Source organism: Candidatus Dormiibacterota bacterium (genome assembly GCA_036495095.1).
In the GTDB taxonomy this organism is placed as follows: Bacteria; Chloroflexota; Dormibacteria; order Aeolococcales; family Aeolococcaceae; genus CF-96.
On the sequence record DASXNK010000067.1, the window covers coordinates 1 to 24,340 of the forward strand.

Annotated in this window: 28 protein-coding genes; 20 read left to right on the top strand and 8 right to left on the bottom strand. The window is 74.8% G+C overall.

Features of this window, described 5'->3' with window-relative positions:
- The first annotated feature begins 69 nt into the window (after window positions 1-69).
- The gene (gene tatC, locus VGL20_06970; protein HEY2703415.1) at window positions 70-804 is read left to right on the top strand and encodes a twin-arginine translocase subunit TatC; all 735 of its coding nucleotides are present in this window, start codon (window positions 70-72) and stop codon (window positions 802-804) included.
- Here tatC and VGL20_06975 read toward each other — a convergent pair.
- From VGL20_06975 to rph, 6 genes are all read right to left on the bottom strand, one after another.
- The gene (locus VGL20_06975) at window positions 794-1,666 is read right to left on the bottom strand and encodes a hypothetical protein (protein ID HEY2703416.1); all 873 of its coding nucleotides are present in this window, start codon (window positions 1,664-1,666) and stop codon (window positions 794-796) included. The two genes, tatC and VGL20_06975, sit on opposite strands and share 11 nt — an antisense overlap.
- Before the next feature lie 109 nt (window positions 1,667-1,775).
- Window positions 1,776-2,165, bottom strand: coding sequence for a cupredoxin domain-containing protein (locus VGL20_06980; protein ID HEY2703417.1), 390 nt, complete (start codon window positions 2,163-2,165; stop codon window positions 1,776-1,778).
- Window positions 2,162-2,815 carry a Rieske (2Fe-2S) protein gene (locus VGL20_06985; GenBank protein HEY2703418.1) on the bottom strand — a complete coding sequence of 218 codons (654 nt, stop codon included), beginning with the start codon at window positions 2,813-2,815 and terminating at the stop codon, window positions 2,162-2,164. Before VGL20_06985 ends, VGL20_06980 begins: the two co-directional genes overlap by 4 nt.
- Window positions 2,812-3,348 carry an RNA polymerase sigma factor gene (locus VGL20_06990; GenBank protein ID HEY2703419.1) on the bottom strand — a complete coding sequence of 179 codons (537 nt, stop codon included), beginning with the start codon at window positions 3,346-3,348 and terminating at the stop codon, window positions 2,812-2,814. The genes VGL20_06985 and VGL20_06990 overlap by 4 nt, the downstream gene beginning before the upstream one ends.
- A 54-nt stretch (window positions 3,349-3,402) precedes the next feature.
- Window positions 3,403-4,014: a non-canonical purine NTP pyrophosphatase gene (locus VGL20_06995; protein ID HEY2703420.1), complete on the bottom strand. Its 612-nt coding sequence runs from the start codon at window positions 4,012-4,014 to the stop codon at window positions 3,403-3,405.
- 17 nt (window positions 4,015-4,031) lie between these two features.
- Window positions 4,032-4,757 carry a ribonuclease PH gene (rph, locus tag VGL20_07000; protein HEY2703421.1) on the bottom strand — a complete coding sequence of 242 codons (726 nt, stop codon included), beginning with the start codon at window positions 4,755-4,757 and terminating at the stop codon, window positions 4,032-4,034.
- An 87-nt stretch (window positions 4,758-4,844) separates the two neighbouring features.
- Here rph and VGL20_07005 point away from each other — a divergent pair, with 87 nt between their 5' ends.
- The 4 genes from VGL20_07005 to VGL20_07020 all read left to right on the top strand — a co-directional run bounded on the left by VGL20_07005 (window position 4,845) and on the right by VGL20_07020 (window position 8,578).
- On the top strand, window positions 4,845-5,822 hold the full coding sequence (locus VGL20_07005; GenBank protein HEY2703422.1) for a serine protease: 978 nt from the start codon (window positions 4,845-4,847) through the stop codon (window positions 5,820-5,822).
- 103 nt (window positions 5,823-5,925) lie between these two features.
- Window positions 5,926-6,942, top strand: coding sequence for a thioredoxin-disulfide reductase (trxB, locus tag VGL20_07010; protein HEY2703423.1), 1,017 nt, complete (start codon window positions 5,926-5,928; stop codon window positions 6,940-6,942).
- Window positions 6,939-7,481 (top strand): cob(I)yrinic acid a,c-diamide adenosyltransferase, encoded by a 543-nt coding sequence (locus tag VGL20_07015; GenBank protein ID HEY2703424.1) that lies wholly within the window; start codon window positions 6,939-6,941, stop codon window positions 7,479-7,481. The genes trxB and VGL20_07015 overlap by 4 nt, the downstream gene beginning before the upstream one ends.
- Window positions 7,478-8,578 carry an aldo/keto reductase gene (locus VGL20_07020; GenBank protein ID HEY2703425.1) on the top strand — a complete coding sequence of 367 codons (1,101 nt, stop codon included), beginning with the start codon at window positions 7,478-7,480 and terminating at the stop codon, window positions 8,576-8,578. The genes VGL20_07015 and VGL20_07020 overlap by 4 nt, the downstream gene beginning before the upstream one ends.
- A 27-nt stretch (window positions 8,579-8,605) precedes the next feature.
- On the opposite strand, the gene VGL20_07025 is transcribed toward VGL20_07020, so the two are convergent.
- Window positions 8,606-9,805: a helix-turn-helix domain-containing protein gene (locus VGL20_07025; protein ID HEY2703426.1), complete on the bottom strand. Its 1,200-nt coding sequence runs from the start codon at window positions 9,803-9,805 to the stop codon at window positions 8,606-8,608.
- 96 nt (window positions 9,806-9,901) lie between these two features.
- On the opposite strand from VGL20_07025, the gene VGL20_07030 reads away from it, so the two are divergent.
- From VGL20_07030 to aroA, 13 genes are all read left to right on the top strand, one after another.
- Window positions 9,902-10,696 (top strand): ferritin-like domain-containing protein, encoded by a 795-nt coding sequence (locus VGL20_07030; protein HEY2703427.1) that lies wholly within the window; start codon window positions 9,902-9,904, stop codon window positions 10,694-10,696.
- A gap of 68 nt (window positions 10,697-10,764) precedes the next feature.
- Window positions 10,765-11,049, top strand: coding sequence for an acylphosphatase (locus VGL20_07035; GenBank protein ID HEY2703428.1), 285 nt, complete (start codon window positions 10,765-10,767; stop codon window positions 11,047-11,049).
- Window positions 11,046-12,236: a pyridoxal phosphate-dependent aminotransferase gene (locus tag VGL20_07040; protein HEY2703429.1), complete on the top strand. Its 1,191-nt coding sequence runs from the start codon at window positions 11,046-11,048 to the stop codon at window positions 12,234-12,236. The genes VGL20_07035 and VGL20_07040 overlap by 4 nt, the downstream gene beginning before the upstream one ends.
- 10 nt (window positions 12,237-12,246) lie before the next feature.
- Window positions 12,247-13,770, top strand: a complete 1,524-nt coding sequence (trpE, locus tag VGL20_07045; protein HEY2703430.1) for an anthranilate synthase component I — start codon at window positions 12,247-12,249, stop codon at window positions 13,768-13,770.
- Complete coding sequence (locus VGL20_07050) at window positions 13,767-14,387, top strand: aminodeoxychorismate/anthranilate synthase component II (GenBank protein HEY2703431.1); 621 nt, start codon at window positions 13,767-13,769, stop codon at window positions 14,385-14,387. The genes trpE and VGL20_07050 overlap by 4 nt, the downstream gene beginning before the upstream one ends.
- Window positions 14,384-15,190 carry an indole-3-glycerol phosphate synthase TrpC gene (locus tag VGL20_07055; protein HEY2703432.1) on the top strand — a complete coding sequence of 269 codons (807 nt, stop codon included), beginning with the start codon at window positions 14,384-14,386 and terminating at the stop codon, window positions 15,188-15,190. The genes VGL20_07050 and VGL20_07055 overlap by 4 nt, the downstream gene beginning before the upstream one ends.
- Window positions 15,187-15,849, top strand: a complete 663-nt coding sequence (locus VGL20_07060) for a phosphoribosylanthranilate isomerase (GenBank protein ID HEY2703433.1) — start codon at window positions 15,187-15,189, stop codon at window positions 15,847-15,849. The genes VGL20_07055 and VGL20_07060 overlap by 4 nt, the downstream gene beginning before the upstream one ends.
- Window positions 15,846-17,045 (top strand): tryptophan synthase subunit beta, encoded by a 1,200-nt coding sequence (trpB, locus tag VGL20_07065; protein ID HEY2703434.1) that lies wholly within the window; start codon window positions 15,846-15,848, stop codon window positions 17,043-17,045. The genes VGL20_07060 and trpB overlap by 4 nt, the downstream gene beginning before the upstream one ends.
- Window positions 17,042-17,851 (top strand): tryptophan synthase subunit alpha, encoded by an 810-nt coding sequence (gene trpA, locus VGL20_07070; GenBank protein ID HEY2703435.1) that lies wholly within the window; start codon window positions 17,042-17,044, stop codon window positions 17,849-17,851. The genes trpB and trpA overlap by 4 nt, the downstream gene beginning before the upstream one ends.
- On the top strand, window positions 17,848-18,294 hold the full coding sequence (gene aroH / locus VGL20_07075) for a chorismate mutase (GenBank protein ID HEY2703436.1): 447 nt from the start codon (window positions 17,848-17,850) through the stop codon (window positions 18,292-18,294). Before trpA ends, aroH begins: the two co-directional genes overlap by 4 nt.
- Window positions 18,295-18,302: 8 nt before the next feature.
- Window positions 18,303-19,349, top strand: a complete 1,047-nt coding sequence (gene aroF, locus VGL20_07080) for a 3-deoxy-7-phosphoheptulonate synthase (protein HEY2703437.1) — start codon at window positions 18,303-18,305, stop codon at window positions 19,347-19,349.
- A gap of 27 nt (window positions 19,350-19,376) precedes the next feature.
- On the top strand, window positions 19,377-20,267 hold the full coding sequence (locus VGL20_07085) for a prephenate dehydrogenase/arogenate dehydrogenase family protein (protein ID HEY2703438.1): 891 nt from the start codon (window positions 19,377-19,379) through the stop codon (window positions 20,265-20,267).
- The gene (aroA, locus tag VGL20_07090) at window positions 20,264-21,577 is read left to right on the top strand and encodes a 3-phosphoshikimate 1-carboxyvinyltransferase (GenBank protein ID HEY2703439.1); all 1,314 of its coding nucleotides are present in this window, start codon (window positions 20,264-20,266) and stop codon (window positions 21,575-21,577) included. The genes VGL20_07085 and aroA overlap by 4 nt, the downstream gene beginning before the upstream one ends.
- Before the next feature lie 3 nt (window positions 21,578-21,580).
- Here the strand turns inward: aroA and VGL20_07095 are convergent, their stop codons facing one another.
- Window positions 21,581-22,039, bottom strand: a complete 459-nt coding sequence (locus tag VGL20_07095; protein ID HEY2703440.1) for a hypothetical protein — start codon at window positions 22,037-22,039, stop codon at window positions 21,581-21,583.
- 123 nt (window positions 22,040-22,162) lie between these two features.
- Here VGL20_07095 and VGL20_07100 point away from each other — a divergent pair, with 123 nt between their 5' ends.
- The gene (locus tag VGL20_07100) at window positions 22,163-23,506 is read left to right on the top strand and encodes a GAF domain-containing sensor histidine kinase (GenBank protein HEY2703441.1); all 1,344 of its coding nucleotides are present in this window, start codon (window positions 22,163-22,165) and stop codon (window positions 23,504-23,506) included.
- Between the two features lie 45 nt (window positions 23,507-23,551).
- Window positions 23,552-24,340 carry a hypothetical protein gene (locus VGL20_07105; protein HEY2703442.1) on the top strand — a complete coding sequence of 263 codons (789 nt, stop codon included), beginning with the start codon at window positions 23,552-23,554 and terminating at the stop codon, window positions 24,338-24,340.

Below are 24,340 nucleotides of genomic sequence, written 5' to 3' on the forward strand. Positions count from 1 at the left end.
GAGGTGCTTCAATCCGCTGCGCGGCGACCCCGCGTGCCTTCAGCAGGGTGAGAACCGACAGTGCAGGGCGTGGTGAACGACGACCGGCGGATGACCATCATCGAGCACCTCGAGGAGCTCCGGAAGGTGCTGATGATCTCCATGGGCGCATGGGTCGTCGCCACCTTCGGCGCCTTCTTCTTCCACGACCGGCTGCTCGCGCTGCTGGAGAAGCCGCTCAAGGAAGTGCTCGGCAGGGGGAATCACCTCGTCCGCGCGCCGATCGTCACCACCCCCACCGAGCCGCTGACCATCCCCCTCAAGGTCTCCGCGATCGCGGGGTTCGCGATCGCCCTGCCGATCATCCTCTGGCAGGTGTGGACCTTCGTCTCACCGGGGCTGCGCAAGGCGGAGCGGAAGTTCGCCTGGCCGTTCATCGTCTCGGCCGTGCTCCTCTTCGCCGTGGGCGCCTGCTTCGCCTACCTCGTGATGCCGGTCGGGCTCAACTTCCTGGCCGGGTTCCTCGGGTCCAATGCCGAGTTCCTCCCCGACCTCAACGCCTACCTCAGCTTCTTCACGATCCTCATCGTCATCTTCGGGGTGACCTTCGAGCTGCCCATCGCCATCCTGCTCCTGGGCCTGCTCGGCATCGTCTCCTCACGCTTCCTGCGCAACCGGCGCAAGGGGATCTGGGTGGGGATCGTCTTCGTGGCCCTGGTGGTGACCCCGGGTGCCGATCCCTTCACCCCGACCGCGCTCTTCCTGCCCCTGATCATCCTCTTCGAGGCCAGCATCGTGGTCCTCGACAAGGTGTTCAAGCGCTGACCGGCCGCCCTCCCGACGAGCCGGCGGTGGAGTGGCCGCCGCTCGACACCCTGCTCCTCGGCGAGCCGCCGCCGGTCGGCGAGCCGCCGACGACGGGATGGCGCACGGGGTGGCCGGTCCCGGGGCTGCCGGCGGTGCCGGAGCCGAGCGCGCAGCTCCAGGGGTAGGGCTGGCAGGCGGAGGTCTCCTGGGCCTCGGGATAGGCGCAGTGCGAGCTCGGGGTGCCGGTGAGGTGGTCGTCGGCGTCACCGTCGCCGTCGCACTGGCTGTTGTGGGCGCTGCCCGGCGCGGCCAGGCCGAAGTCGTGGAAGACGATCGGGTCCGAGGAGGTGCCGGCGTAGCTGCCCGTCGACGGCCAGGTCACGGTGGTGCCGTCGGGGTAGACGGCGGTGACGATGGCGCTCACCGATCCGCCGGAGCCGACGGTGAGGGTGGCCTCCTCGGAGCGGCAGGCGCTGCCGCCCTCGCAGGGCGCGTAGCCCTCGGGGTTGGTCGCGTTGCCCGGCGGGGTGACCGTCTGCCGGATGGTGTACGTCCCCGGTCCGGGCGCCGCGAAGCTGGCGCAGCCCTTGCCGGCGGCGCCACAGCTGCCCTGCTGGAGCGGGCATCCGGCCGAGGGGCCGAGCGATCCGGTGCCGCCTGTCGGAGTGGTCACGGTGATCGACACGCCGCCACCGCCGACGGTGTAGGCGGCGCCGCCCAGCGCCTGCTTGCAGGAGTCCATGGTCTGGACCCAGACCCCGCCGCCGCCCCCGCCCGATCGGTGGGTGCTCGCCTGCACCGGGCCCGCCCCGGCGGCGAAGGCGCTGCCGCACGCGGCGACGAGCAGTGAGATCGAGGCGACAGCGAATCGCAGGCGCATCGAGCGCATCATCCGTCCTCCCTTCCATCGCGGCCGCGTGCCTGGGCAGGCCGTCTTCCGCGTATCTACAACGTGCCCGGGACGCCGAACCTTGCGCGACGAGCGAGGGTCAGGAGCCGGGGGCCGGGGTGGGGGAGGGTCCGCGTGGCACCACCGTGATCGTCCCGGTCATCTGCGGGTGGTAGCGGCAGTGGAACGCGATCGTCCCCGAGTCCGGGGTGGTGAAGGGCGCGGTGTTGAGCTCGCCGGGGTCGGCGTCGGCGCTGGCGTGCACCGAGCCGGCGGTGAACGAGTGCTCCACCGCGCCCGCGTTGACCAGGGTCACGGTGACCAGGGATCCCGCCGGGACCACCGCGGTGGCCGGGTCGAAGCGGAGGTCGCGGGCGGTGATGCGGAGCTGCACGCCGCCGGGATTGGGGCCGGCGGTGGTCCCGCAGCCCGCGGCGGCGAGCCCCAGTCCGAGGCCGAGCAGCGCCGCGGCCGGGGCACGACCGGTCACACCACCAGCACCTCGACCCGGTCTCCGACCACCCGCGAGCGCAGCCGGGGGAGCGGGGTGGTGAGGTACTCGCGGTCGACCGAGGCGCCCTGGAGGTCGAAGGAGGCGCCGTGGCAGGGGCAGCGCAGGCTGTCGGCCCGCGCCTCGAGCAGGCATCCCATGTGGGTGCAGACCGCCGAGAGCGCGTGGACGCCGCCGTCGGGATGGGGCACGAGCACCCCCTCCACCGAGCCCGCCCGGAAGCGCAGCGGCCGGCCGCCGGCGAGGTCCGCGAGGGTGGCGACCGGGTGCCAGCTGCCGGTGGCGGGCACCAGCTCGCCCTGGGCGCGGTCCTGGTCGGTGCGGCGCACGCCGAGGTCGACGGCCACCCCCGCGGCGGCGGCGGCGGCGATCCCGCCCCCGATCAGGAAGCCGCGGCGGCTCGGCTCCCGGCGGCGGCCGGGGGCGGGCTCGAGCTGCTCGCGGAGCTCGGCCTCGAGCCCGGAGACGAACTCGGCGGAGGGCAGGTCGGTGGCGGTGCGAGCGCCGCGCAGCGAGGCGGCGACCTGGAGCAGCCGGGCGTCCTCGGGGTCGGCCTCGAAACGCGGCGGCCGGCGATCGCGGAGCAGCGCGTCGACGAAGCGGCGGACCCGGCGGTCGCCGCGGCTCACGGGGCCTCCTCCGCGACCCGGGCGGCGGCCCTCAGGCCCCGGTGGGTCAGCACCTTGGCGTTGCCCTCGCTCACGTCCATCTCCCGGGCGGTCTCGCGCACCGACAGCCCCCGCAGGAAGCGCAGCTCCAGCACCCTCCGGTAGTGGTCGGGGAGGCGGGCCAGCAGGGCGGCGACCCGCCGGCGGTTGGAGGCCCCCTCGTCGCCGCTCGCGGGGAGCGGCGACGGCACCAGGTCCTCGGCGTACTCGGCCATCACCACCCCGTAGTGGGTGGCCCAGTGCTCGGCGAGCAGGCTGCGGGCGGTGGCCCGCAGGTAGGCGCGCGCCTCGCCCTCGGAGGCGGTGGGGCGGAGCCGGGGGAGCGCCTTCAGGAACACCGTGGCGGTGAGGTCCTCGGCGTCGGCGCGGTTGCCGCAGCGGGCGAAGACGAAGCGGTACACCGGGACCACGTGGGCGCGGTACAGCGCCTCCCAGCCGGTGGTGTCCTCCCCACCGACCACGTGCAGTCGCGATGCCGGGCTGCCTGGCTCCATCGACCTCGGGTCTCCTTCGCCACGGGACGTGTCGGAGTCTCCTACGCCCGGTGGTTACAGGTATCCCTGGGTGCCCCGCAGCACCCCGGACTCGGCGAGCCGGGCGACCGCGCGGCCCCGGTGGGAGACGGTGTCCTTCTCCTCGGCGCCGGCCTCGCCGAAGGTGCGGCCCAGGTCGGTGGAGAGGAAGGCCGGGTCGTAGCCGAAGCCGCCCGTTCCCCGCGGCTCGACGAGCACGCCGTCGCACGAGCCCCGGGCGATGATGACGTCGGCGCCGGGCCGGGCGAGGGCGAGCACGGCGACGTAGCGCACCCGGCGGTCGCCGGGGGTGCGCCGCTCCACCTCGTCGAGCAGGCCGCGGAGCCGGTCGGCGTCGCTCGCCGCCTCGCCGAGCCAGCGGCTCGACCGCGGCCCCGGCCAGCCCCGGAGCGCCTCCACCTCGATGCCGCTGTCGTCGCCGAGGGCGCACAGCCCGGTCGCCTGGGAGACCTCCACCGCCTTGGCGCGGGCGTTGTCCTCGTACCCGGGCCCGGGCTCGTCGACGTCACCGGCGAAGCCGGCGTCGTCGAGGCTGAGCAGGGTCCACGGGTGGTCGCGGAGCAGCCGCCGGAACTCCACCAGCTTGCCCGGGTTGCGGGTGGCCACCACCAGGGGCGTCCGGGGCATCAGCCGGGGTCCCGCCATCAGCCGCGGCCCCGCTCCACCGCCTCGCGCTGGATCAGGAAGAGCTCGTCGAGGCCGATCCGGGCGAGCCCGAGCAGGGCGTCGGCCTGGTCGCGGTCGAAGGGCTCGCGCTCGGCGGTGCCCTGGATCTCGACGTAGCGCCCGTCCTCGGTGCCCACGCAGTTCATGTCGGTCTCGGCGGCGGAGTCCTCGAGGTAGTCGAGGTCGAGCCGCGGCGAGCCGCCGACGATGCCGACGCTGACCGCGGCCACCTGGTGGCGCAGCGGGTCGGTGACGAGCAGGCCGGCCTCACCCAGGCGCGCGGCGGCGAGGGCGAGGGCCACCCAGGCGCCGGTGATCGAGGCGGTGCGGGTGCCGCCGTCGGCGACGAGCACGTCGCAGTCGAGGATGATGGTGCGCTCGCCGAGGGCGCGGAAGTCGACGGCGATGCGCAGGGCGCGGCCGATCAGCCGCTGGATCTCCTGGACCCGCCCGTCGATGCGTCCCTTCCGGGAGTCGCGGTCGCTGCGGGTGAGCGTGGCCCGGGGAAGCATCGCGTACTCGGCGGTCACCCAGCCCAGCCCGCCGCCCTTGCGGTACGGGGGCACCCGCTCCTCGATGCTGGCGGCGCAGAGCACCCTGGTCTCCCCGACGGTGATGAGCGCGCTGCCCTCGGCGTAGGGCACGGCCCCGGTCTCGATGGTGGTGGGGCGCAGCTGATCGGGACGCCGGCCGTCGGGACGCACAGGTTTCCACCTCAGGACGAAATTGGAGCCGCCGGGAGTGTAGTCAGGTGCGCTCCCGCACCGGGCTGCTGGCACAATGCCTAGCACGTGCCGATCTGCCTCTGCGGAGAGCCGCTGCTCGCCGACCACCGCTTCTGCGCCGCCTGCGGGCGTGCGCAGCCGGTCGAGCGCGCCGCCCCGGAGCTGCCGGGGTGGCCGTCGGTCCAGCAGCGCGCCGCCTGGGGGCTTCCCCCGCCGGCCCTGCCGCGGCGCCGCCAGCGTTCCCTGGCCGCCACCGTCGGGGCCACGGCGCTGGCCCTGGTCGCCATCCTCGGGGTGGCCTTCGCGGTCGGCTACCGCTCCGCCAGCCTGGCCCCGCAGGCGGTCGCCCGCTTCATCCCGGGGCCCTTCGCCACCCCCGCGTCCTCGCTGGTCGCCCAGCCGCTCGCGGTGGTGGCCGACCGGGCGCTCAGCCGGGTGGTCACGGTGCAGGTGGTGACCAGCACCGGCGAGGAGTTCGGCACCGGCTGGGTCTTCGACGCCCGCGGCGACGTGGTCACCAACAACCACGTCATCGAGGGCGGCTCGGTGATCCGGCTGGTCGACAGCACCAAGCACATCCATGCCGGCACCGTGATCGGCTTCGACCGTGCCCAGGACATCGCCGTGATCCGCTCCCTCGACCAGGCGGCCTCGCCGCTGCCCGGCGAGCCGCTGCCCCTGGCCACCGACGGCGACGCCCCCCACCCCGAGCAGGTGGTGGTGCTGGCGTCGACCAAGGCGACCAACCACCACCCCCTCACCGTGGAGACGCTGGCCCTGCTCCACCAGTCGATCCCGGTCCAGGGCGACGGCCAGCCGGGGACGCCGGGTGCGGGAGGCACCACCTACGAGGACATGATGGTGCTCCACGGCGAGCAGATCTACCGGGGCAACAGCGGCGGCCCGGTGCTCGACGCCTACGGGAGGGTGGTCGGGATCATCACCCTCGCGAGCCAGTCGACCCCGCAGGCCTTCGCGATCCCGATCTCGCGGGTCGCCGGCCAGCTTCACGGCTACGCGGCCCGGAGCACCCCCGCCTCCTAGGGCGCAACTGGAAGAATGGACCGGGTTTGGGACCCTGGGGCCCGGGCGATAGTCTGAGTACCGCCACCGACCCGCGCCCTCCGCGCACCATCCGGGAGCTCCCGTGGACGACCGCACCTTCGACATCGCCGTGATCGGCGCCGGCCCCGCCGGGCTCGCCGCGGCCCTGTACGCGGGCCGCAGCCTGGTCCGGACCGTGGTCATCGAGGGCAAGGCGCCCGGCGGCCAGCTGCTGAACACCGAGCTGATCGAGGACTACCCCGGCTTCGTCAGCATCCTCGGCCACGAGCTCGCCAGCCAGATGATCGAGCAGGCCACCCGCTTCGGCGCCGAGATGGTCTACTCGCCGGTGGAGCGGATCCGCGTCGAGGACGACGGCAGCAAGGTGGTCGAGACCCACGACGGCGAGTACCGCGCCGCGGCGGTGATCGTCACCTCGGGCGGCAATCCCCGCAAGCTCGAGGTGCCCGGCGAGGAGGAGTACGCCGGCCGCGGCGTCTCCTACTGCGCGGTCTGCGACGGCGCCTTCTTCAAGGGCGAGCACCTCGCGGTCATCGGCGGGGGTGACGCCGCCGTCGAGGAGGCGATGTTCCTCACCCGCTACGCCAGCAGGGTGACCCTCATCCACCGCCGCGACCAGCTCCGGGCCTCGCCGATCCTGGTCAACGAGGCGAGGGAGGACCCCAAGCTCGAGCTGCTCCTCGACACCGTGGTGGAGAGCATCGAGGGCACCCCGGTGCACACCGCCGACCACTCCGGCAAGGTGACCCACCTCCACATCCGGGACGTCAACACCGGCGAGAAGGGCACCCTGGACGTCGGCGGCGTCTTCATCTTCGTCGGGTTCCTGCCCAACACCGGCCTGGTCGACCGGCACGTCGCGCACGACGCCGGCGGCTACTACCTGACCGACCCCTACTCGATGATGACCAGCGTCCCGGGGATCTTCGCCGCCGGTGACGTGCGCGCCCAGCTGACCCGCCAGATCACCACCGCGGTCGGCGACGCCACCACCGCCGCGCTCGCCGCGACCAAGTGGGTGGAGGAGCGGGCCAAGGGCAACCCCGACCCCTTCGGGACCTTCATGAGCGCCTCGCGGGAGGGGGGCTGGGTCGGGTGAGCAGCATCGTCACCCGCGGCGGGGACGGCGGTGAGACCAGCCTCCTCTACGGCGGGCGGGTGCCCAAGGACGACCTCCACACCGAGGCCTACGGCGCCCTCGACGAGGCCATCTCCGCGCTCGGGCTGGCCCGGGCCACCGAGACCGACCCGGCGCGGGCCGGGCGGCTGCTCGCCCTCCAGCGCCAGCTCTTCACCGTCGGTGCCGAGCTCGCCACCGGCAGGGGCGAACGTCACCTGCTCGAGAAGCACTTCCCCACCGTCGATGCCGCGATGGTCGACGAGCTCGAGCGCGAGACCCACGCCCTCGAGGAGCGGGTGCCGCTGCCCCGCGCCTTCGTCATCCCCGGCGGCACCGCGGCGGCGGCGGCGGTGGACATGGCCCGCACCCTGGTGCGCCGCGCCGAGCGGCGTGCGGTGGCGCTCCACCGCGCCGGCGAGCTCGAGAACGCCGAGGTGCTCCGCTACCTCAACCGCTGCTCCGACCTGCTCTTCATGCTCGCCCGCGAGGCCGAGCAGGGGGCCATCACCCAGAAGTGAAGGCGCTCCCCGGCCGCGCCTCCGCCGAGGCCACCGCCGCACACGCGGCGGCCCGGCCCGCCGCCCCCGGCCACTGGCGTGAGATCGGCGGCCTCACCCTCTCGTCGGTGGGCCTGGGCACCTACCTCGGAGGCGACGACGACGCCACCGACGCCGGCTACGCCGCCGCGATGACCCGGGCGCTGGAGCTCGGCTGCAACGTCGTCGACACCGCGGTGAACTACCGGTACCAGCGCAGCGAGCGGATCGTCGGCGCCACCCTCGCCGCCCTGGTCGAGGCCGGCCGGGTCGAGCGCGGCGCCGTGGTCGTGGCCAGCAAGGGCGGCTTCCTCAGCGGCGAGAGCGGCCACCCCGGGGGGATGCGGGGGTGGGTCGTCGAGGCGCTCCTCGATCCCGGGGTGATCGCCGCCGAGGACATCGTCGCCGGCTGCCACTGCATGACCCCGGCGTACCTCCGCCACCAGCTGGCCACCAGCCGGCGCAACCTCAACGTCGAGTGCGTCGACATCCACTACCTCCACAACCCCGAGACCCAGCTCGCCGAGGTGCCCCGTCCGGAGTTCCTCCGGCGCATCCGCGACGCCTTCGCCACCCTCGAGGCCGCGGTCGACGCCGGCGAGGTGGGCGTCTACGGGGTGGCCACCTGGGACGGCCTCCGCGCCGAGCCGGGCTCGCCCGGACATCTCTCCCTGGAGGAGCTGGTGGGCTGCGCCGTCGAGGTCGCCGGCGACGGCCACCACTTCCGCGCCCTCCAGCTGCCCCTGAACCTGGCCATGCCCGAGGCCGCGGCGAAGCCCACCCAGGCCACCGCCGCCGGCGCGGTCCCGCTGCTCGCCGCCGCCGCCGACCACCGCATGACCGTGATGGCGAGCGCGTCGCTGCTCCAGTCGCGGGTGATCGGCCGGCTCCCCGCGGCTCTCCGCGAGGTGCTCGGCGGCCCCACCGACGCCCAGAGCGCGATCCAGTTCACCCGTTCGGCGCCGGGGCTGACCACCGCGCTGGTGGGGATGAGCCGGGTCGAGCACGTCGAGGAGAACCTGGCGGTGGCGGCGCGGCCGCCGTTGAGCGCCGACGCCTTCGCCTCGATCCTCCGCTGAGCCGGCGCCGCCGGAGCGGCGCCCGGATCAGGTGAGCAGCCGCTGCGCCTGGATCGCGAACCAGAGGCGGTGGCGGACCCCGGGGTCGTCGAGGTCGACCGCGAGGCGGGTGGCGATCCGCTCCAGCCGGTAGACGACGGTGTGCCGGTGGATGCCGAGCTGCGCCGCGGCGTCGCCGAGGCTGCGCGACTCCAGCACCGCCTCGAGGGTGCGGAGCTGCTCGGTGCTGCGGGCGCTGCGGTCGACCATGCCGCCGAGGAGGCGCTCGACGTGGGCGCGCAGGGCGTCGTGGTCGGCGTCGAGGGCGGCGAAGACGCCGAGCTCGACGTCCTCGTGGAGAAGCTCGCCGGGCCGCAGCCGGCGGCCCACGTCGAGGGCGCGGTGGGCGCGGCGCGCCGCGGCGGCCACCTCCTCCAGGGTCGCCGCCACCGGCCCCACCCCGATCACCAGGGCGGCGCCGACGCCGGGCGACATCGCCCGCATCCCGTCGCGGAGGAGGCGGTCGACCCCGGCCCCGCCGTCCACCAGGGCGGTCCACACCCCGCGGTCGCCGACCACCAGCAGGCCCCGGGCGGAGCGCCAGGCGGCGCCGAGCAGCCGGTCGGCGTCGACGCCGGGGGCGACGGCGCAGGCGAGCAGCCGGTAGGGCGGCCGGAGCTCGAGGTCGCAGGCGGCCGCGAGCCGGCGCAGCTCGGGGGAGACGTCGCCGGCGAGGAGCCGGCCGAGGACCCGGTCGCGCTCCCGGTCGCGCTGGCGCACCAGCCGCTCGCGGGTCTCGAGGTAGGCGCTCCCGACCGCCCCACTGATCTCGTCCAGGTACTCCAGCACCTGCTCGCTGAGCGCCACCACCGTCTCCGGGGGCAGCCCGCCCATCCGGGTGGCGGCGTCGACGACCTCGCGCCACACCACCTTGGCGGCGAGCCGGTAGCCGCGCAGCAGCACCTCCAGGGGCACGCCGAGCTCGGCCTGCTGCGCGCCGGCCAGGCCCAGGGTGGCGAGCTCGTCGGGATGCGGCCGGCGGCCGTCGTGGAGCTGGCGGAGGAGGGCGTGGAGGCCGTCTCGGCAGGCGGCGACGATCGACCGGAGGTAGCGCATCCGGCTGAACTCGGGGGGCAGCTCCAGCTCCTCGCTGAGCCGGCGGGCGAGGCGGCGGGCGATCTCGTCGGACCCGGCGAGCAGGGTGGCGCTGACCTCGGCCGGCAGCCGGGGCGCCTCGGTGATCGTCATCCGGCAATCATATGGTCACGGTGGCCAAATTTCCGCCAGCGAGCGGTGGGGCCGGGCCGATGACTTGGCCGGGCTGTAGGAGCGAACATACTGACAATGCTGTATGGAGAACTCTTCGACCGCCTCGAGCGGGCCCGGTGGCAGCTGCGCACCGACATCCCGTTCCACGAGATCGATCGCTCCAAGGTGAGCGATCAGTGGATCCACGACCTGCGCCAGGTCTGCCTCACCGAGTTGAGCGCGCTGTACGCGACCGAGATGTTCCTCCGGGACTTCTACGCGGACATCGACTTCTGCAGCTTCGTCTCCATCTGGTTCTACGAGGAGATGAAGCACTACCTCACGCTGCGGCGCTACCTCGAGCACTTCGGCCAGGAGTTCGACGACGAGGTCGAGCTGCCCCGGCTGCGCCTGACCTTCGCCGAGGGGCCCGCGATCGAGACCCTCACCATGCACTTCTGCGGCGAGCAGCGCCTCGCCCACTGGTACACGGCGTTCAGCCGCGAGGCTCCCGAGCCGGTGCTGGGGCTGATCTTCAAGACCCTCGCCGCCGACGAGCTGCGCCATGCCGCCTGCTACGCCAGCTACCTGCGCAAGGCCGTCAAGAACCGCCCCGAGGTCCTGCCCGACATCCTCCGGATGACCCTCTGGATGCTGCGCAGCACCAACGACGCCCCCAAGCACCCCACCGCCATCACCGTGCCCTCGGTGGTCTCGAAGCTCGAGGACCCGGAGTACGTGCAGCGGATGCTCAACCTGTACCTGCCCGGCCGTGACCACGAGGCGCCGGTGCAGCGCCGGGTGCTGGCGGTGATGTCGGAGCTCGCCGGCGAGCGCATCGAGAAGGTCAAGGACCTGCTGCCGCTGATCCGCGGCGCCCAGGTCGCCTGAGCCTGAGCCGGGGCCCGCGAGGGCCTCGGCCGGTCGGGGCAGATCCGGGCCGCTCCTATAATCGGCCCATGACCGAGCCCCGCGTCCGCGTTCGCGCCCTGGTGCGCGGACGGGTCCAGGCGGTCGGCTTCCGCGCCTTCGTCCTCCACCACGCCCAGGCGCTGGGGCTCGGCGGCACCGTCGCCAACCGTCCCGACGGCACCGTCGAGTGCGTCGCCGAGGGCAGCCCGTCCGCGGTCGAGTCGCTGGTCGAGCGGCTCCGCCGGGGGCCGCTCGGCGCCCGGGTCGAGGCCCTCGAGGTGCGCCCCGAGGAGCCCCGGGGCGAGGGCGTGCCGATGCGGGTGACCGCGTGACCCTCAGATTCGCCGAGCGGATGTCGCGGCTGGGCACCGAGGGGGCCTTCGAGGTGCTCGCCCAGGCCCGGGTGCTCGAGGCCCAGGGCCGCGACGTCATCCACCTGGAGATCGGCGAGCCCGACTTCGAGACCCCGCCCAACATCGTCGACGCGGCGGTGGCGGCGATGCGCGGCGGCCACACCCACTACACCCCGGCGAGCGGGATCATGGAGGTCCGCGAGGCGGTGGCCCGCTCGGTGAGCGAGAGCACCGGCGTCGAGACCTCGCCGCTCAACGTGGTGCTGACCCCGGGCAGCAAGAACATCATCCACTTCGCGCTGCTGAGCCTGGTGTCCCCGGGCGACGAGGTGCTCGTCCCCGACCCCGGGTACCCCAACTACGCGTCGCTGACCAACTTCGTCGGCGCGGTGCCGGTGTCGGTGCCGATGCGCGAGGAGCACGGCTTCCGGCTCGACGTCGACGAGTTGCGGCAACTGGTGACCGATCGCACCCGGATGATCATCATCAACACCCCGGCGAACCCCACCGGGGGCTGCCTCGAGCCCGCCGACGTCGTCGCCATCGCCGAGCTGGCGATGGAGCGCGACCTGGTGGTGCTGAGCGACGAGCTCTACTGGCGGCTGATCTACGAGGGCGAGCACGTCTCGCCCTACGCCATCCCCGGCATGGCCGAGCGCACCGTGCTCATCGACGGTCTCAGCAAGGCCTGGGCGATGTGCGGCTGGCGGCTGGGGATGGGGGTGATGCCGGTCGAGCTGGCCCGGCGGATGGACACGCTGATGATCAACACCTCGTCGTGCGCCGCCTCCTTCACCCAGCTGGCCGCGGTGGAGGCGCTCCACTCGCCCCACTCCGACGCCGCCGTCGACGCGATGCGCGAGGAGTTCCGCACCCGGCGCGACCTCCTCGTCGAGGGCCTGAACCGCATCCCGGGGGTTCGCTGCCACCGTCCCGCCGGCGCCTTCTACGTCTTCCCCAACATCACCGGCACCGGCTGGGGCGAGCGCCAGCTGGCTCACTCCCTGCTCCACGAGGCGGGGGTCGCCCTGCTCCCCGGCACCGCCTTCGGGGCCCACGGCGCCGGCTTCCTGCGGCTCTCCTACGCCAACTCGGTGGCCAACCTGGAGTGCGCCCTCGAGCGCATCGCCGTCCACCTGGCCACCGCCCAGCCCGCGGCGTCGTAGGCGGCCGGCCGTGTGCTCGCCTCCGGCGGTGACCACCGCGCCCAGCTGCCGGCCCTCGCTCGACGGGGTGCGCGCGCTCGCCGCCGACCACGACCTGGTGCCCGTGGTCAGCGAGCTGCTCGCCGATCTCGACACCCCGGTGAGCGCCTTCCTGCGGCTGGAGGAGGAGGGGGCATTCCTGCTCGAGTCGGTGGAGGGCGGCGAGCGCCTGGCCCGCTACTCCTTCCTCGCCGCCACGCCGCTGTCGACGATCGCCCTGCACGAGGGCACCGCGACGGTCACCGGCCCCGGGGGGATCCGCACCGAGTCCTACACCGACCCCCTGGAGGTGGTCGAGCGCGCGGTCTCGCGGCTGCGGGTGGCCCCGCTCGAGGGCCTCGACGTCCCCTTCCGCGGCGGCGCCGTCGGCTTCCTCTCCTACGAGGCGGCGACCCGATTCGAGCGGGTGCCGGTGGCCGCCCACGACCGGCTCGGCATCCCCCACGGGTGGTTCGCGGTGGTCGACACCGTGATCGTCTTCGACCACGCCCTCCACCGCATGCTGCTCATCACCCATGCGCACACCGGGGAGGGGGCCGACGTCGACGCCGCCTACGCCGACGCGGTGCGCCGGCTCGGCGAGCTGCGCGACCGCCTGCGGCGACCGCTGCCACCGCCCGCGCCGATGCCCGCCGAGCCGGCGGTGGTCCCCGATCGCGAGGAGCTGGCCAACCTCAGCCGCGACGACTTCGTCCGCAGCGTCCGCCGCTGCAGCGAGTACATCCTCGCCGGCGACATCTTCCAGGTGCAGATCGGCCGCCGCTTCGCGCTGCCGCTGCGGGTGGCGCCGTTCGACCTCTACCGGGCGCTCCGCTCGATCAACCCCAGCCCGTACATGTTCTTCCTGCCCACGCCGTCGTGCGCGGTGGTGGGAGCGTCGCCGGAGATGCTGGTGCGGGTCACCGGCCGCGACGTCGAGTACCACCCGATCGCCGGCACCCGCCGCCGCGGCTCCACCCCGGAGCGCGACCTCGAGCTCGAGCGCCAGCTGCGCGAGAGCGAGAAGGAGCGCGCCGAGCACCTGATGCTCGTCGACCTCGGGCGCAACGACCTCGGGCGGGTGTGCGCCACCGGCAGCGTGCAGGTGACCGAGTACATGGAGGTGGAGCGCTACTCCCACGTCATGCACCTGGTCAGCACCATCACCGGGACGCTGCGCGAGGGGACCACCGCGCTCGACGCGCTGCGCGCCTGCTTCCCAGCGGGCACGGTCACCGGCGCCCCCAAGCTCCGGGCGATGGAGATCATCGCCGAGCAGGAGCCCGAGACCCGTGGCGTCTACGCCGGGGCGGTGGGCTACCTCGCCTTCGGGGGCAATCTCGACACCGCGATCGCGCTGCGCACCCTGGTGGTGCGCGACGGCGTCGCCTACGCCCAGGCCTCGGCGGGCATCGTCGCCGACTCCGAGCCCCACGAGGAGGCGCTGGAGATCGACAACAAGGTGGCGGCGCTGCTGGCGGCGGTCGAGCGCGCCAACCAGGGGCTGGGCCGGTGAGCGCGGGTTCGCTGCGCGGGGTTGTGGCCGTGGTCGACAACTACGACTCCTTCACCTACAACCTGGTGCAGTACCTGGGCGAGCTGGGCGCCCCCACCGCGGTGTTCCGCAACGACGCCGTGGCCGTCGAGGCCCTGGCCGCGATGGAGCCGGCCGCGGTGGTGATCTCCCCCGGGCCCTGCGACCCCGACCAGGCGGGGATCTCGCTCGAGGTGGTGGCCAGGATGGGCGCGACCACGCCGCTGCTCGGCGTCTGCCTCGGCCACCAGGCGGTGGGGCAGGCGTATGGTGGGCGGGTGGTGCGCGCCCCCCAGGTGATGCACGGGAAGGTGAGCGAGATCCATCACGACGGTGCCGGAATCCTCGAGGGCCTGCCCCGGCCCTTCGCCGCCACCCGCTATCACTCCCTGGTGGTGGAGCGGGCATCCCTGCCCGCCTGCCTCGAGGTCACCGCCTGGACCGCCGACGGCCTGGTGATGGGGCTCCGCCACCGTGAGCACCCGGTCGAGGGGGTGCAGTTCCACCCCGAGTCCATCGCCACCCGCTGCGGCCACGAGCTGCTCCGCGGCTTCCTGCGCCGCGCCGGGATGCCCGGCCTCGCCGGGGCGCCGGCATGAGCCGGCTCGGCGCGCTCGAGGAGATCGTGGCCCGCAAGCACGCCGAGGTGGCGGCGCTGCGCCCTCGCGCCGCCGAGCTCTGGGCGCTCGCCGAGGCGGCCCCGCCGGTTCGCCCGCTGGAGGCGGCGCTGCGCGGCGGCAGGATCGTCGCGGAGATGAAGCGCCGATCCCCGAGCGGGGGGTCGCTCCGCCCCGAGCTCGACTGCGCCGCGACCGCCCGCGCCTACGAGGCCGCCGGCGCCGCCGCGCTCTCGGTGTTGACCGACGGCCCCGGCTTCGGCGGCTCGCTCGACGACCTGGTCGCCGCCCGCGGGGCCACCGCGCTGCCGGTGCTGCGCAAGGACTTCGTCGTCGACCCGCTCCAGGTCGTCGAGGCCCGGGTGGTCGGCGCCGACGCGGTGCTGCTGATCGTCGCCGTGCTCGGCCCCGCGGGCGTCGACGAGTGCCTCGAGGCGGCGGCGCGCTGCCGGATCGCCGCCCTGGTCGAGGCCCACGAGGCCGAGGAGGTTGCGATCGCCGTCGCCGCCGACGCCGCCCTGGTGGGCATCAACAACCGCGACCTCCGCACCCTGCGCACCGACCTGGCCACCTTCGCGCGGCTGCGCGCGCTGGTGCCGCCGGGCACCCTCTGCGTCGCCGAGTCGGGGGTGAGGGACGCCGCCGACGCCGCCCGGCTGGTGGCCGACGGAGCCGACGCGGTGCTCTGCGGCGAGGCGCTGATGCGCGCCGGCGAGCCCGGCGGGCGCTGCTCCGAGTTCGCCGCCGCCGCCCGCGCCGCGGCGTTGGAGCGTGCACCCCTGTGATCGTGAAGGTGTGCGGGGTCCGCACCGCCGAGGTCGCCGAGGCCGCCGTCGAGGCCGGCGCCGGCCTGGTCGGGCTGGTGTTCGTCGAGCGCAGCCCGCGGCACGTCGACGACCGCGCCGCCGACGCCGTCCGCGAGGCGGTGGCGGGGCGCGCCGACCTCGTCGGGGTGCTGGTCGAGCCCACCGCGGCGCTCTGCGACCACCTCGCCGCCCGCCACCGGCTCGCCGCGGTGCAGGTCCACGGCGAGGTCGATCCCGGGCTGGTCGCCGAGACCGCGGTGCCGGTGATCCGCGCCCTCAACGTCCGCAGCGCCGCCCACGCCTACACCGACCCGTGGTGGCCGGCCTCCCTGCTCCTCCTCGACTCCGCGCCCGAGGACGCCACCGCGCTGCCCGGGGGCACCGGCCGCCGCCTCCCCGCCGAGTGGGCCGCCGAGGTCGCCCGCCACCGCCCGGTGATCCTGGCCGGCGGGCTGCGTCCGGACACCGTCGCCGACGCCATCGCCGCGGTCAGACCCCGCGGGGTCGACGCCTCCAGCGGCCTGGAGAGCGCCCCGGGGGTGAAGGACCCGGCGCTGGTCCGCGCCTTCGTGCGCACCGCCCGGGCGGCGTTCGACCTGCTCGCGGCGGCGCCGGCGGCGGCGGGGGAGAGGCGGTGAGGGAGCCGTCGGCGTCCCCGGGCCGCTTCGGCCGCTTCGGCGGCGCCTACGTGCCCGAGACCCTGGTGCCCGCCCTCGCGGAGCTGACCGCGGCCTCGGAGGAGGCGCTCTCCGATCCCGAGTTCCGCGACGACCTGCGCGGCTGGCTGCGCGACTACGGCGGCCGGCCGACGCCGCTCACCCAGGCGGGACGGCTGACCCGGCACCACGGCGGTGCCGGCATCTGGCTGAAGCGCGAGGACCTGCTCCACACCGGCGCCCACAAGCTCAACAACGCGCTCGGGCAGGTGCTGCTCGCCCGCCGCATGGGCAAGCGCCGGATCATCGCCGAGACCGGCGCCGGTCAGCACGGCCTCGCCACCGCCACCGCCTGCGCCTGCTTCGGCCTCGACTGCATCGTGTACATGGGCGAGGAGGACATGCGCCGGCAGTCCCTCAACGTCTACAAGATGCGGCTGCTCGGGGCCGAGGTGCGCGAGGTGCGCACCGGCTCGCGCACCCTCAAGGACGCCACCAACGAGGCGATCCGCGACTGGGTGACCAACGTGCGCGACACCCACTACGTGATCGGCAGCGCGGTGGGCCCGCACCCCTATCCCACCCTGGTCCGCGACCTCCAGCGGGTGATCGGCGACGAGGCCCGTTCCCAGGCGATGGAGCGGTGGGGACGGCTGCCCGACGCCGTCGTCGCCTGCGTCGGCGGCGGCAGCAACGCGATCGGCATCTTCACCGCCTTCGTCGACGAGCCCGCGGTGCGCCTGGTCGGGGTGGAGGCGGCGGGGCGCAGCCTCGACAGCGGCGAGCACGCGGCGCCGCTCAGCGCCGGGCGCCCCGGGGTGCTCCACGGCTCCTACAGCTACCTGATGCAGGACGGCGACGGCCAGGTGATCGCCACCCACTCGGTGAGCGCCGGCCTCGACTACCCGGGGGTGGGACCGGAGCACAGCTGGCTGCGCGACACCGACCGCGCCGAGTATCGCTCCGCCACCGACGACGAGGCGCTCGCCGCCTTCCACCTGCTCTGCCGGCTCGAGGGCATCCTCCCGGCGCTGGAGTCGAGCCACGCCCTCAGCGCCGCGGGGAAGATCGCCGCGGCGATGCCTCCCGACGGGATCGTGCTGGTCTGCCTCAGCGGCCGCGGCGACAAGGACATCGATACCGTGCGCGAGCACTCGAGCACCGAGATGATCCGGTGAGCGTGGCCACCCCCGCCTCCCGGCTCGCCGCGGCCTTCGCCCGGCGCGAGCCCGACAGCCTCCCCGGGCTGATCCCGTTCGTCACCGCGGGGTTCCCCAACCGAGACGACACCCCTGCGCTGCTCGCCGCCATCGAGGCCGCCGGCTGCCTCGCCGCCGAGGTCGGCATCCCCTTCAGCGATCCCCTGGCCGACGGGCCCACGATCCAGCGCGCCTCGCAGCAGGCGCTCGCCAACGGCGTCACCGTGTCCCGGGCGCTGGCGGCGGTCGCCGAGGCCCGCGACCGGGGGCTGACCATCCCGGTGGCGTTCATGACCTACGTCAACCCGGTGCTCGCCTACGGCCTGGAGCGCTTCTGCGCCGCGGCGGCGGAGGTGGGCGCGGAGGCGGTGATCGTCCCCGATCTCCCCGACGACGAGGCGGCGCAGCTGCGCGACGCGGCGGACGCGGCCGGGCTTGCCCTAATCTTGCTGGTCGCGCCCACCACGACCGCGGCCAGGCTCGAGGCCGCCTGTCGCCGGGCGACCGGCTTCGTCTACTGCGTCAGCGTCACCGGCGTCACCGGGGCGCGGGCGCACATCTCCCAGGAGGCGATCGACCTGCTCGCGCGCGTCCGGACCGTCACCACCCTGCCCCGTGCCCTCGGCTTCGGCCTCTCCCGGCACGAGCACGTGCGGGCCCTGCGCGGCCGCGCCGAGGCCGCGGTGGTGGCCTCGGCGCTGATCGATCGGATCGGCCAGACGCCCAACGCCCCGGTGGCCGCCACCGAGCGCTTCCTCGCCGAGATGCTGGGGGAGAGCCGATGACGGCGGTGCGCGGCCTCCGCGGGGCCACCACGGTGGAGGCGGACGATCCGGCGGCGATCGTCGAGGCCACCCGGGAGATGCTCGCCGAGCTCATCGAGGCCAACCGCATCGACCCGGAGCAGGTGGCCGGCGCCTGGTTCACCACCTCGCCCGACCTGCACAGCGAGTTCCCTGCGGTCGCCGCGCGCCAGCTCGGCTGGGTCGACGTCCCCCTGATCTGCGGACAGGAGATGGACGTCCCCTACGCGAACTCGCGCAGCATCCCCCGCTGCGTGCGGGTCCTCATCCTCGTCAACACCGAGCGCGGCCAGCGCGAGGTGCGCCACGTCTACCTGCGCGGCGCGCGCGCCATCAAAGAGGAGCTGGAGCGCGCCCGCACCGGTCAGCTGCCCGAGCCCGCCACCGCCAGCCACGGTCAGCGGCCCTCCGAGGTCCATCGATGATCATCGTCATGAAGTCCGGCGCCAGCCGATCCGACATCGACCGCATCTGCGGAAAGGTCGAGGCGCGGGGCCTCAAGACCCACCTCAGCGAGGGCGAGGACCGCACCGTGATCGGCGTGATCGGCCACGACCCGTTCTCGGTGAAGGACGCCTTCACCCACGATCCCTCGGTCGAGGACGTGGTCCGCATCACCAAGCCGTACAAGCTGAGCGGCCGCGAGTTCCGCCGCGCCGACACCGTGATCACCCTGCCCAACGGGCTCACCATCGGCGGCGACGAGGTCGTGCTCATGGCCGGCCCGTGCAGCGTCGAGAGCGAGGAGATGCTGCTGGAGACCGCCCGCGCGGTTCGCGACGGCGGCGGCCACATCCTCCGCGGCGGCGCCTTCAAACCGCGGACCTCCCCCTACGCCTTCCAGGGCCTGGGACGGGCCGGGCTGCAGCACCTCGCCGAGGCGCGACGCCAGACCGGGCTGCCGGTGGTCACCGAGGTGATGACCCCGAGCGAGGTGGAGTGGGTCGCCGAGATCGCCGACATCGTCCAGATCGGCGCCCGCAACATGCAGAACTTCGACCTGCTCCGCGAGGTCGGCCGCCACACCCGCCCGGTGCTGCTCAAGCGCGGCCTCAGCAACACCATCGAGGAGTGGCTGCTCAGCGCCGAGTACGTGCTCTCCCAGGGGAACTACAACGTCATCCTCTGCGAGCGGGGCATCCGCACCTTCGAGACCATGACCCGCAACACCCTGGACATCGCCTGCGTGCCGCTGCTCGAGGAGCTCAGCCACCTGCCGGTGATCATCGACCCCTCCCACGGCACCGGCCGCTGGTCGATGGTGGCCGCCTGCGCCCGCGCCGCGGTCGCCGCCGGCGCCGACGGGGTGATGATCGAGGTCCACCCGCGTCCCGACGAGGCGCTCTCCGACGGCCCCCAGTCGCTCACCCCGCAGAACTTCGCCGCGCTGGTGCCGCAGCTGCGCCGGGTGGCGGCGGCGGTGGGGAAGCGGCTCGCCGAGCCGGTGCGGACCGGCGCCGACACCGCCGTTGCCGGGTAGGCCCGGGCGGTGGGGGAGGGCCCCACGGTGACCGCGGACGCGGCTCCGCCGCCGGGCAGCGTCGCGGTGGTGGGGCTGGGGCTGATCGGCGGCTCGCTGCTCGCCGCGCTCCGCGAGCGGCTGCCCGGGGTGCGCCGCATCGGCGTGGCCCGGCGCGCCGAGACCGCCCGCCGCGCCCTCGACGACGGCCTCTGCGACGCCGCCGGCATCGGGGCCGAACTGCTCGGCGGCGCCGAGGTGGTGGTGCTCTGCACCCCCGTCGACGCCATGGACGGCTGGCTGCGACGCTGCGCCGACATCGCGCCGGAGGCCCTGGTCACCGACTGCGGCAGCACCAAGGCGTGGGTGTGCGAGCGGGGTGCGGCGCTTCTCGGCGAGGGCCGGTTCCTCGGCGGCCACCCCATGGCGGGGCGGGAGAGCAGCGGCTACGAGGCCGCCGAGGCCGGGCTCTTCGCCGGCTGCACCTGGGTGGTGACCCCTCGCCGCGAGGCCGACCTCGACGGGTTCGCCCCCTGGCTGGCGGTCGTGGAGGCGCTCGGCGCCCACCTCGAGGTGCTCGACGCCGCCACCCACGACGCCGCCGTCGCCGCCATCTCCCACCTGCCCCTCGCCCTCAGCGCCGCCCTGGTCCACGCCGCCGCCACCGGCCCGGCGTGGCCCGCGGCGCAGCGGCTGGCGGCGAGCGGCTTCCGCGACATGGCCCGGCTGGCGGGCGGCGACCCGGCGATGTACGCGGCGATCGCCCGCACCAACCCGGCGGCGATGCTCGGGGTCCTCGACCTGCTCCTCGCCGAGCTGGGAACGCTCCGGGGGGTGCTGGAGAGCGGCGAGGGCGGCCAGGAGTGGTTCGCCGCCGCTCGCGAGCTCCGCGCCGGATGGCTCGCCGGGCGGGCGGCCGCGGGCAGGCCGGTCCGGTGACCGTGGTGCGCCTGGAGCCGGCCCGGCACGTCGGCGGCGAGATCACCGTGCCCGGCGACAAGTCGATCAGCCATCGGGTCCTGCTGCTCGGGGCCGTCGCCTCGGGCCGCAGCTTCCTCGGCAACCTCTCCCCGGCGGCCGACGTGGCCAGCACCGCGAGCTGCCTCGCCGCCTGCGGCGCCTGGCTGCGCCTCTTCGACGACGGGAAGTGGGTGCTCGACGGCGCCGGGGTGGGCCGCACCCTCCGCACCCCCGAGGCCGACCTCGACTGCGGCAACTCCGGCACCACGATGCGGCTGCTCAGCGGGCTGCTCGCCGGGCACCCCCTGGAGGCGGTGCTCGACGGCGACGCCTCGCTGCGGCGGCGGCCGATGCGCCGGGTGGCGGTGCCCCTGGAGCTGATGGGCGCGGCGGTCGAGCCCTCCGCCGGGGGCACCGCCCCGCTGCGGGTGCGCGGTCGCTTCCCGCTGCGCCCGGTCGTCTACGAGCTGCCGGTGGCGAGCGCCCAGCTGAAGTCGGCGGTGCTGCTGGCCGGCCTCGCCGCCGACGGGCCCACCACCGTGGTCGAGCCGGCGCCGAGCCGCGACCACACCGAGCGGCTGCTCCGGCTCTGCGAGGTGCCGGTGGCGGTCGAGGGCGGGCGGGTGACGGTCACCCCCGCACCGCTCCAGCCCTTCGGCCTGCGCGTGCCCGGCGACCTCAGCTCCGCCGCCTTCCTGCTGGCGCTGGCGGCGGCCCGCCCCGGCTGGCGGGTGCGCTGTCCCGGGGTCACCCTCAACCCCGGCCGCACCGGTGTGCTCGAGGTGCTGCGGGCGATGGGCGCGGAGGTGGGCGTCGAGCCCGGGCCCGACGCCGGCGGGGTCGAGCCGGTGGGCGACGTCGAGGTGCGCGGGGCGCCGCTGCGGGCGGTGACCATCGCCGGCGACCTCGTCCCCCGGCTCATCGACGAGCTGCCGGTGCTCGCGGTGCTCGCCACCCAGGCGGAGGGCACCACGGTGATCCGCGACGCGGCGGAGCTGCGCGCCAAGGAGAGCGACCGCATCGCGCTGGTCGCCGCCGGCCTGCGCGCCCTCGGCGCCGGGTGCGAGGAGGCGCCCGACGGACTCGCCGTCCAGGGCCCGGTGCGGCTGCGCGCCGCCGCCCTCGACGCCCACGGCGACCACCGCCTCGCCATGGCCTGGGCGGTCGCCGCCTGCCTCGCCGGCGAGGGCGGGGTCACCACCATCGCCGGCGCCGAGTGCGTCGCCGTCTCCTATCCGCGCTTCTTCGAGGACCTCGGCCGGCTGACCGGAGGCTGTGGCGAGGGGTGACCCTCAGGCCGCGGCCGCGGGTGGCCCCAGGTGGAGGAGCAGCGCCGGGGAGGCGAGGTCCTCGACGATCTTGAGCTCGACCACGTCGAGCAGCACCGGCACCGAGCCGGCCGCCTCGACGAAGGTCCTGGCCGCCGGGGCGTGGAGGGCGATGCGGTCGATCAGCTCGGTGCGGCGCTCGGGATCCTCGACCACGTGGGCCAGGCCGGTGCCCTGGATCCAGCGCGAGGGGTTGCCCGGCGAGCACATGAACGCGACCCTGGGGTCGGCGGTGATCCCCCGGTGGAGGCGGGTCTCCCGGAAGAGGGTGAGCACCAGGCGGATGCGGTCGCCGTCGAGGAGGGTGGCGAAGAAGACCCCGGCGGCGTGGGGCCCGCCCGGAAGCGTCGTCGCCAGGGTGGCGATGTTGTACCCACGCAGCGCCCACAGGGCACGGTCGAGGTCGGCCCGCGAGGCGGTCATCGCTGGTGATCTTAACCGGCGAGGCAGGCGTGCCCTGTCTCCCGACACGAACGATGACAGCCCTCCTCCTTCGCTGTAACGGCGGGCGTGGCACCCGGCGGGGGGGAATACGATGCCCTCGAGATGGCCATCCTCCCGCCCCGACGCGCCGAGAGCGACAGCGATCATCTGGAGCTGCTCCATCGGGTCAGCAGCGTCCTCGGCGCCTCGCCCGACATGGACGCGACCATGGACGCCGTCCTCCGCGCCATGGTGCTGGTGCTGCCCTTCGACACCGCCAGCCTCTTCCTCCTCGACCGCGACGGCCACCTGCGGATCTGCGCCGCGCTCGGCTACGAGCTCGACGGCCAGGACCCGCGGGTGTTCCCGGTGGGGTCGGGCGTGGTCGGCTGGGTGGTCGCCAACCGCACCCCGGCGCTGGTGCGCGACTCCGAGCGCGACGGCCGCTTCGAGGCCTTCGACGGGCGCACCCCGCGCTCGCTGCTCGCCGTCCCGCTGGCCGTGGGCGAGCGCGTGCTCGGCTCCCTCTGCCTGGTCCGCCGGCAGCCGGTGGCCCCCTTCGCCGAGACCGACACGACCCTGGTGGCGACGATCGCGAACAGCGCCGCGCTGGCCCTCGAGAACGCCCGGCTCCACGAGCAGGAGCGGGCGCTGCGGCTGCGCCTCGAGGAGCTCAACCAGCTCTACGCCCAGGAGCGTCGCCTGGTCGAGCAGCTGGAGCGGCACGACCGGGTGTACAGCTCGGTGGTGAGCACCGTCTCCCACGAGCTGCGCACCCCGCTGATGGGCATCCAGGGCTTCGCACGGATGATCCGCGACGGCGACGTCGACGGCGACGAGGTGCGCGACTTCGCCTCCGAGATCCACGACAACGCGGTGCGGCTGGGCCGCTACGTCTGCGGCATCCTCTCCGAGGACGCGGTGGAGCGCGGCAGCGTCAACCTCGAGCTCCGCGAGGTCCGGCTGCGGCCGCTCGCCGACCGGGTGCTCCGCTCCTTCGCGCCGATGACCCGGGGCACCCACCAGCTGGTCAACGACGTCCCCGCCGACCTGCCGTCGGTGCGCGGCGACGCCGACCGGCTGACCCAGATCGCGTTCAACCTGGTCAGCAACGCGGTGAAGTACAGCCCCATGGGCGGACGCGTCCGGGTGTGGGCCCGCCCCGCCGAGGGCGGGAGGGTCGAGGTCGGCGTCGACGACGAGGGCATCGGCATCCCCGTCGACTCGCAGTCGCGGGTGTTCGAGCGCTTCTACCGGGTGGCCACGCCCGAGACCCGGGGCATCACCGGCGCCGGCGTCGGCCTGTCCATCGTCAAGGGCCTGGTCGACCTCCACGGCGGCAGCATCACCTTCGAGTCCGAGCCGGGTCGGGGCAGCAGCTTCCGGGTCCGGCTGCCCCAGTGGGTCTACTTCCCGCCGGCGGCCGACTACGGCGAGCTCCCCGCCCTCTCCCGCCCCTCTCGCTGAGGGCGGCCTGACCCCGGCGCCCGTGCGACGCTACATTCTCCTTTCATGAACACGCCGGGACCGCGCCGCCTGGGCCGCCGTGAGGTGGGCCCTGCGATCGTCGAGGAGCGCGCCCCCGCCGCCGATGCCGAGCAGCGCCGGCTCGCCGCCACGGTGGCGCGGCTGCGGCTCGAGCTGGCCCGGCTGCGCGGCGAGCTCGACGACGACGCCGGCGCGGCGCTTCCGACCCGCGAGCTCGTCGGCGTCCCCGAGACCGGGGATGGGGAGCGCGACCCGGTCGCCGACGCGGAGACCCGCGCCGCCGAGGCCGAGCTCCGGGTGGGCCTGCTCGCCGAGGAGCTGAGCGCCGAGCGGCGCGAGCTCGACCAGCTCCGCGCCCGCCTCGCCGAGCTGGAGGCCGCCGACGTGCGCGGCGACACCCTCGCCACCGCCCTCGCCGAGGAGCGCGAGGCGCGGATCATGCTCGCGACCCTCCGCGACGGCCTCGAGGCCGCGATGGAGGAGCAGCGCAAGCGCCACGAGCGCGAGGTCGCCGACGTCGTCGAGGCGGCGGAGGAGCGCCGCGCCGAGCTGAGCCGGGGCCACCTCCTCGAGCGGGAGCGGCTCGGCGCCGAGCGCGACACCGCCGCCGCGGAGCGTGCGGCGCTGGTCGAGCGCATCCAGGGCGAGGCCGCCGCCCGGAGCCGCGCCGAGGCGCGCGCCGCCGACCTCGATCGCGAGGTGGACGAGCTGCGCAACTGGGTCAGCGCCGCCCGGAGCCGGCGCCGCAGCCTCCTCGGCCGTTCGTCGCTGCCGCCTCCACCGGGGCGGATTCCGCCCTCGACCGTAGAATGA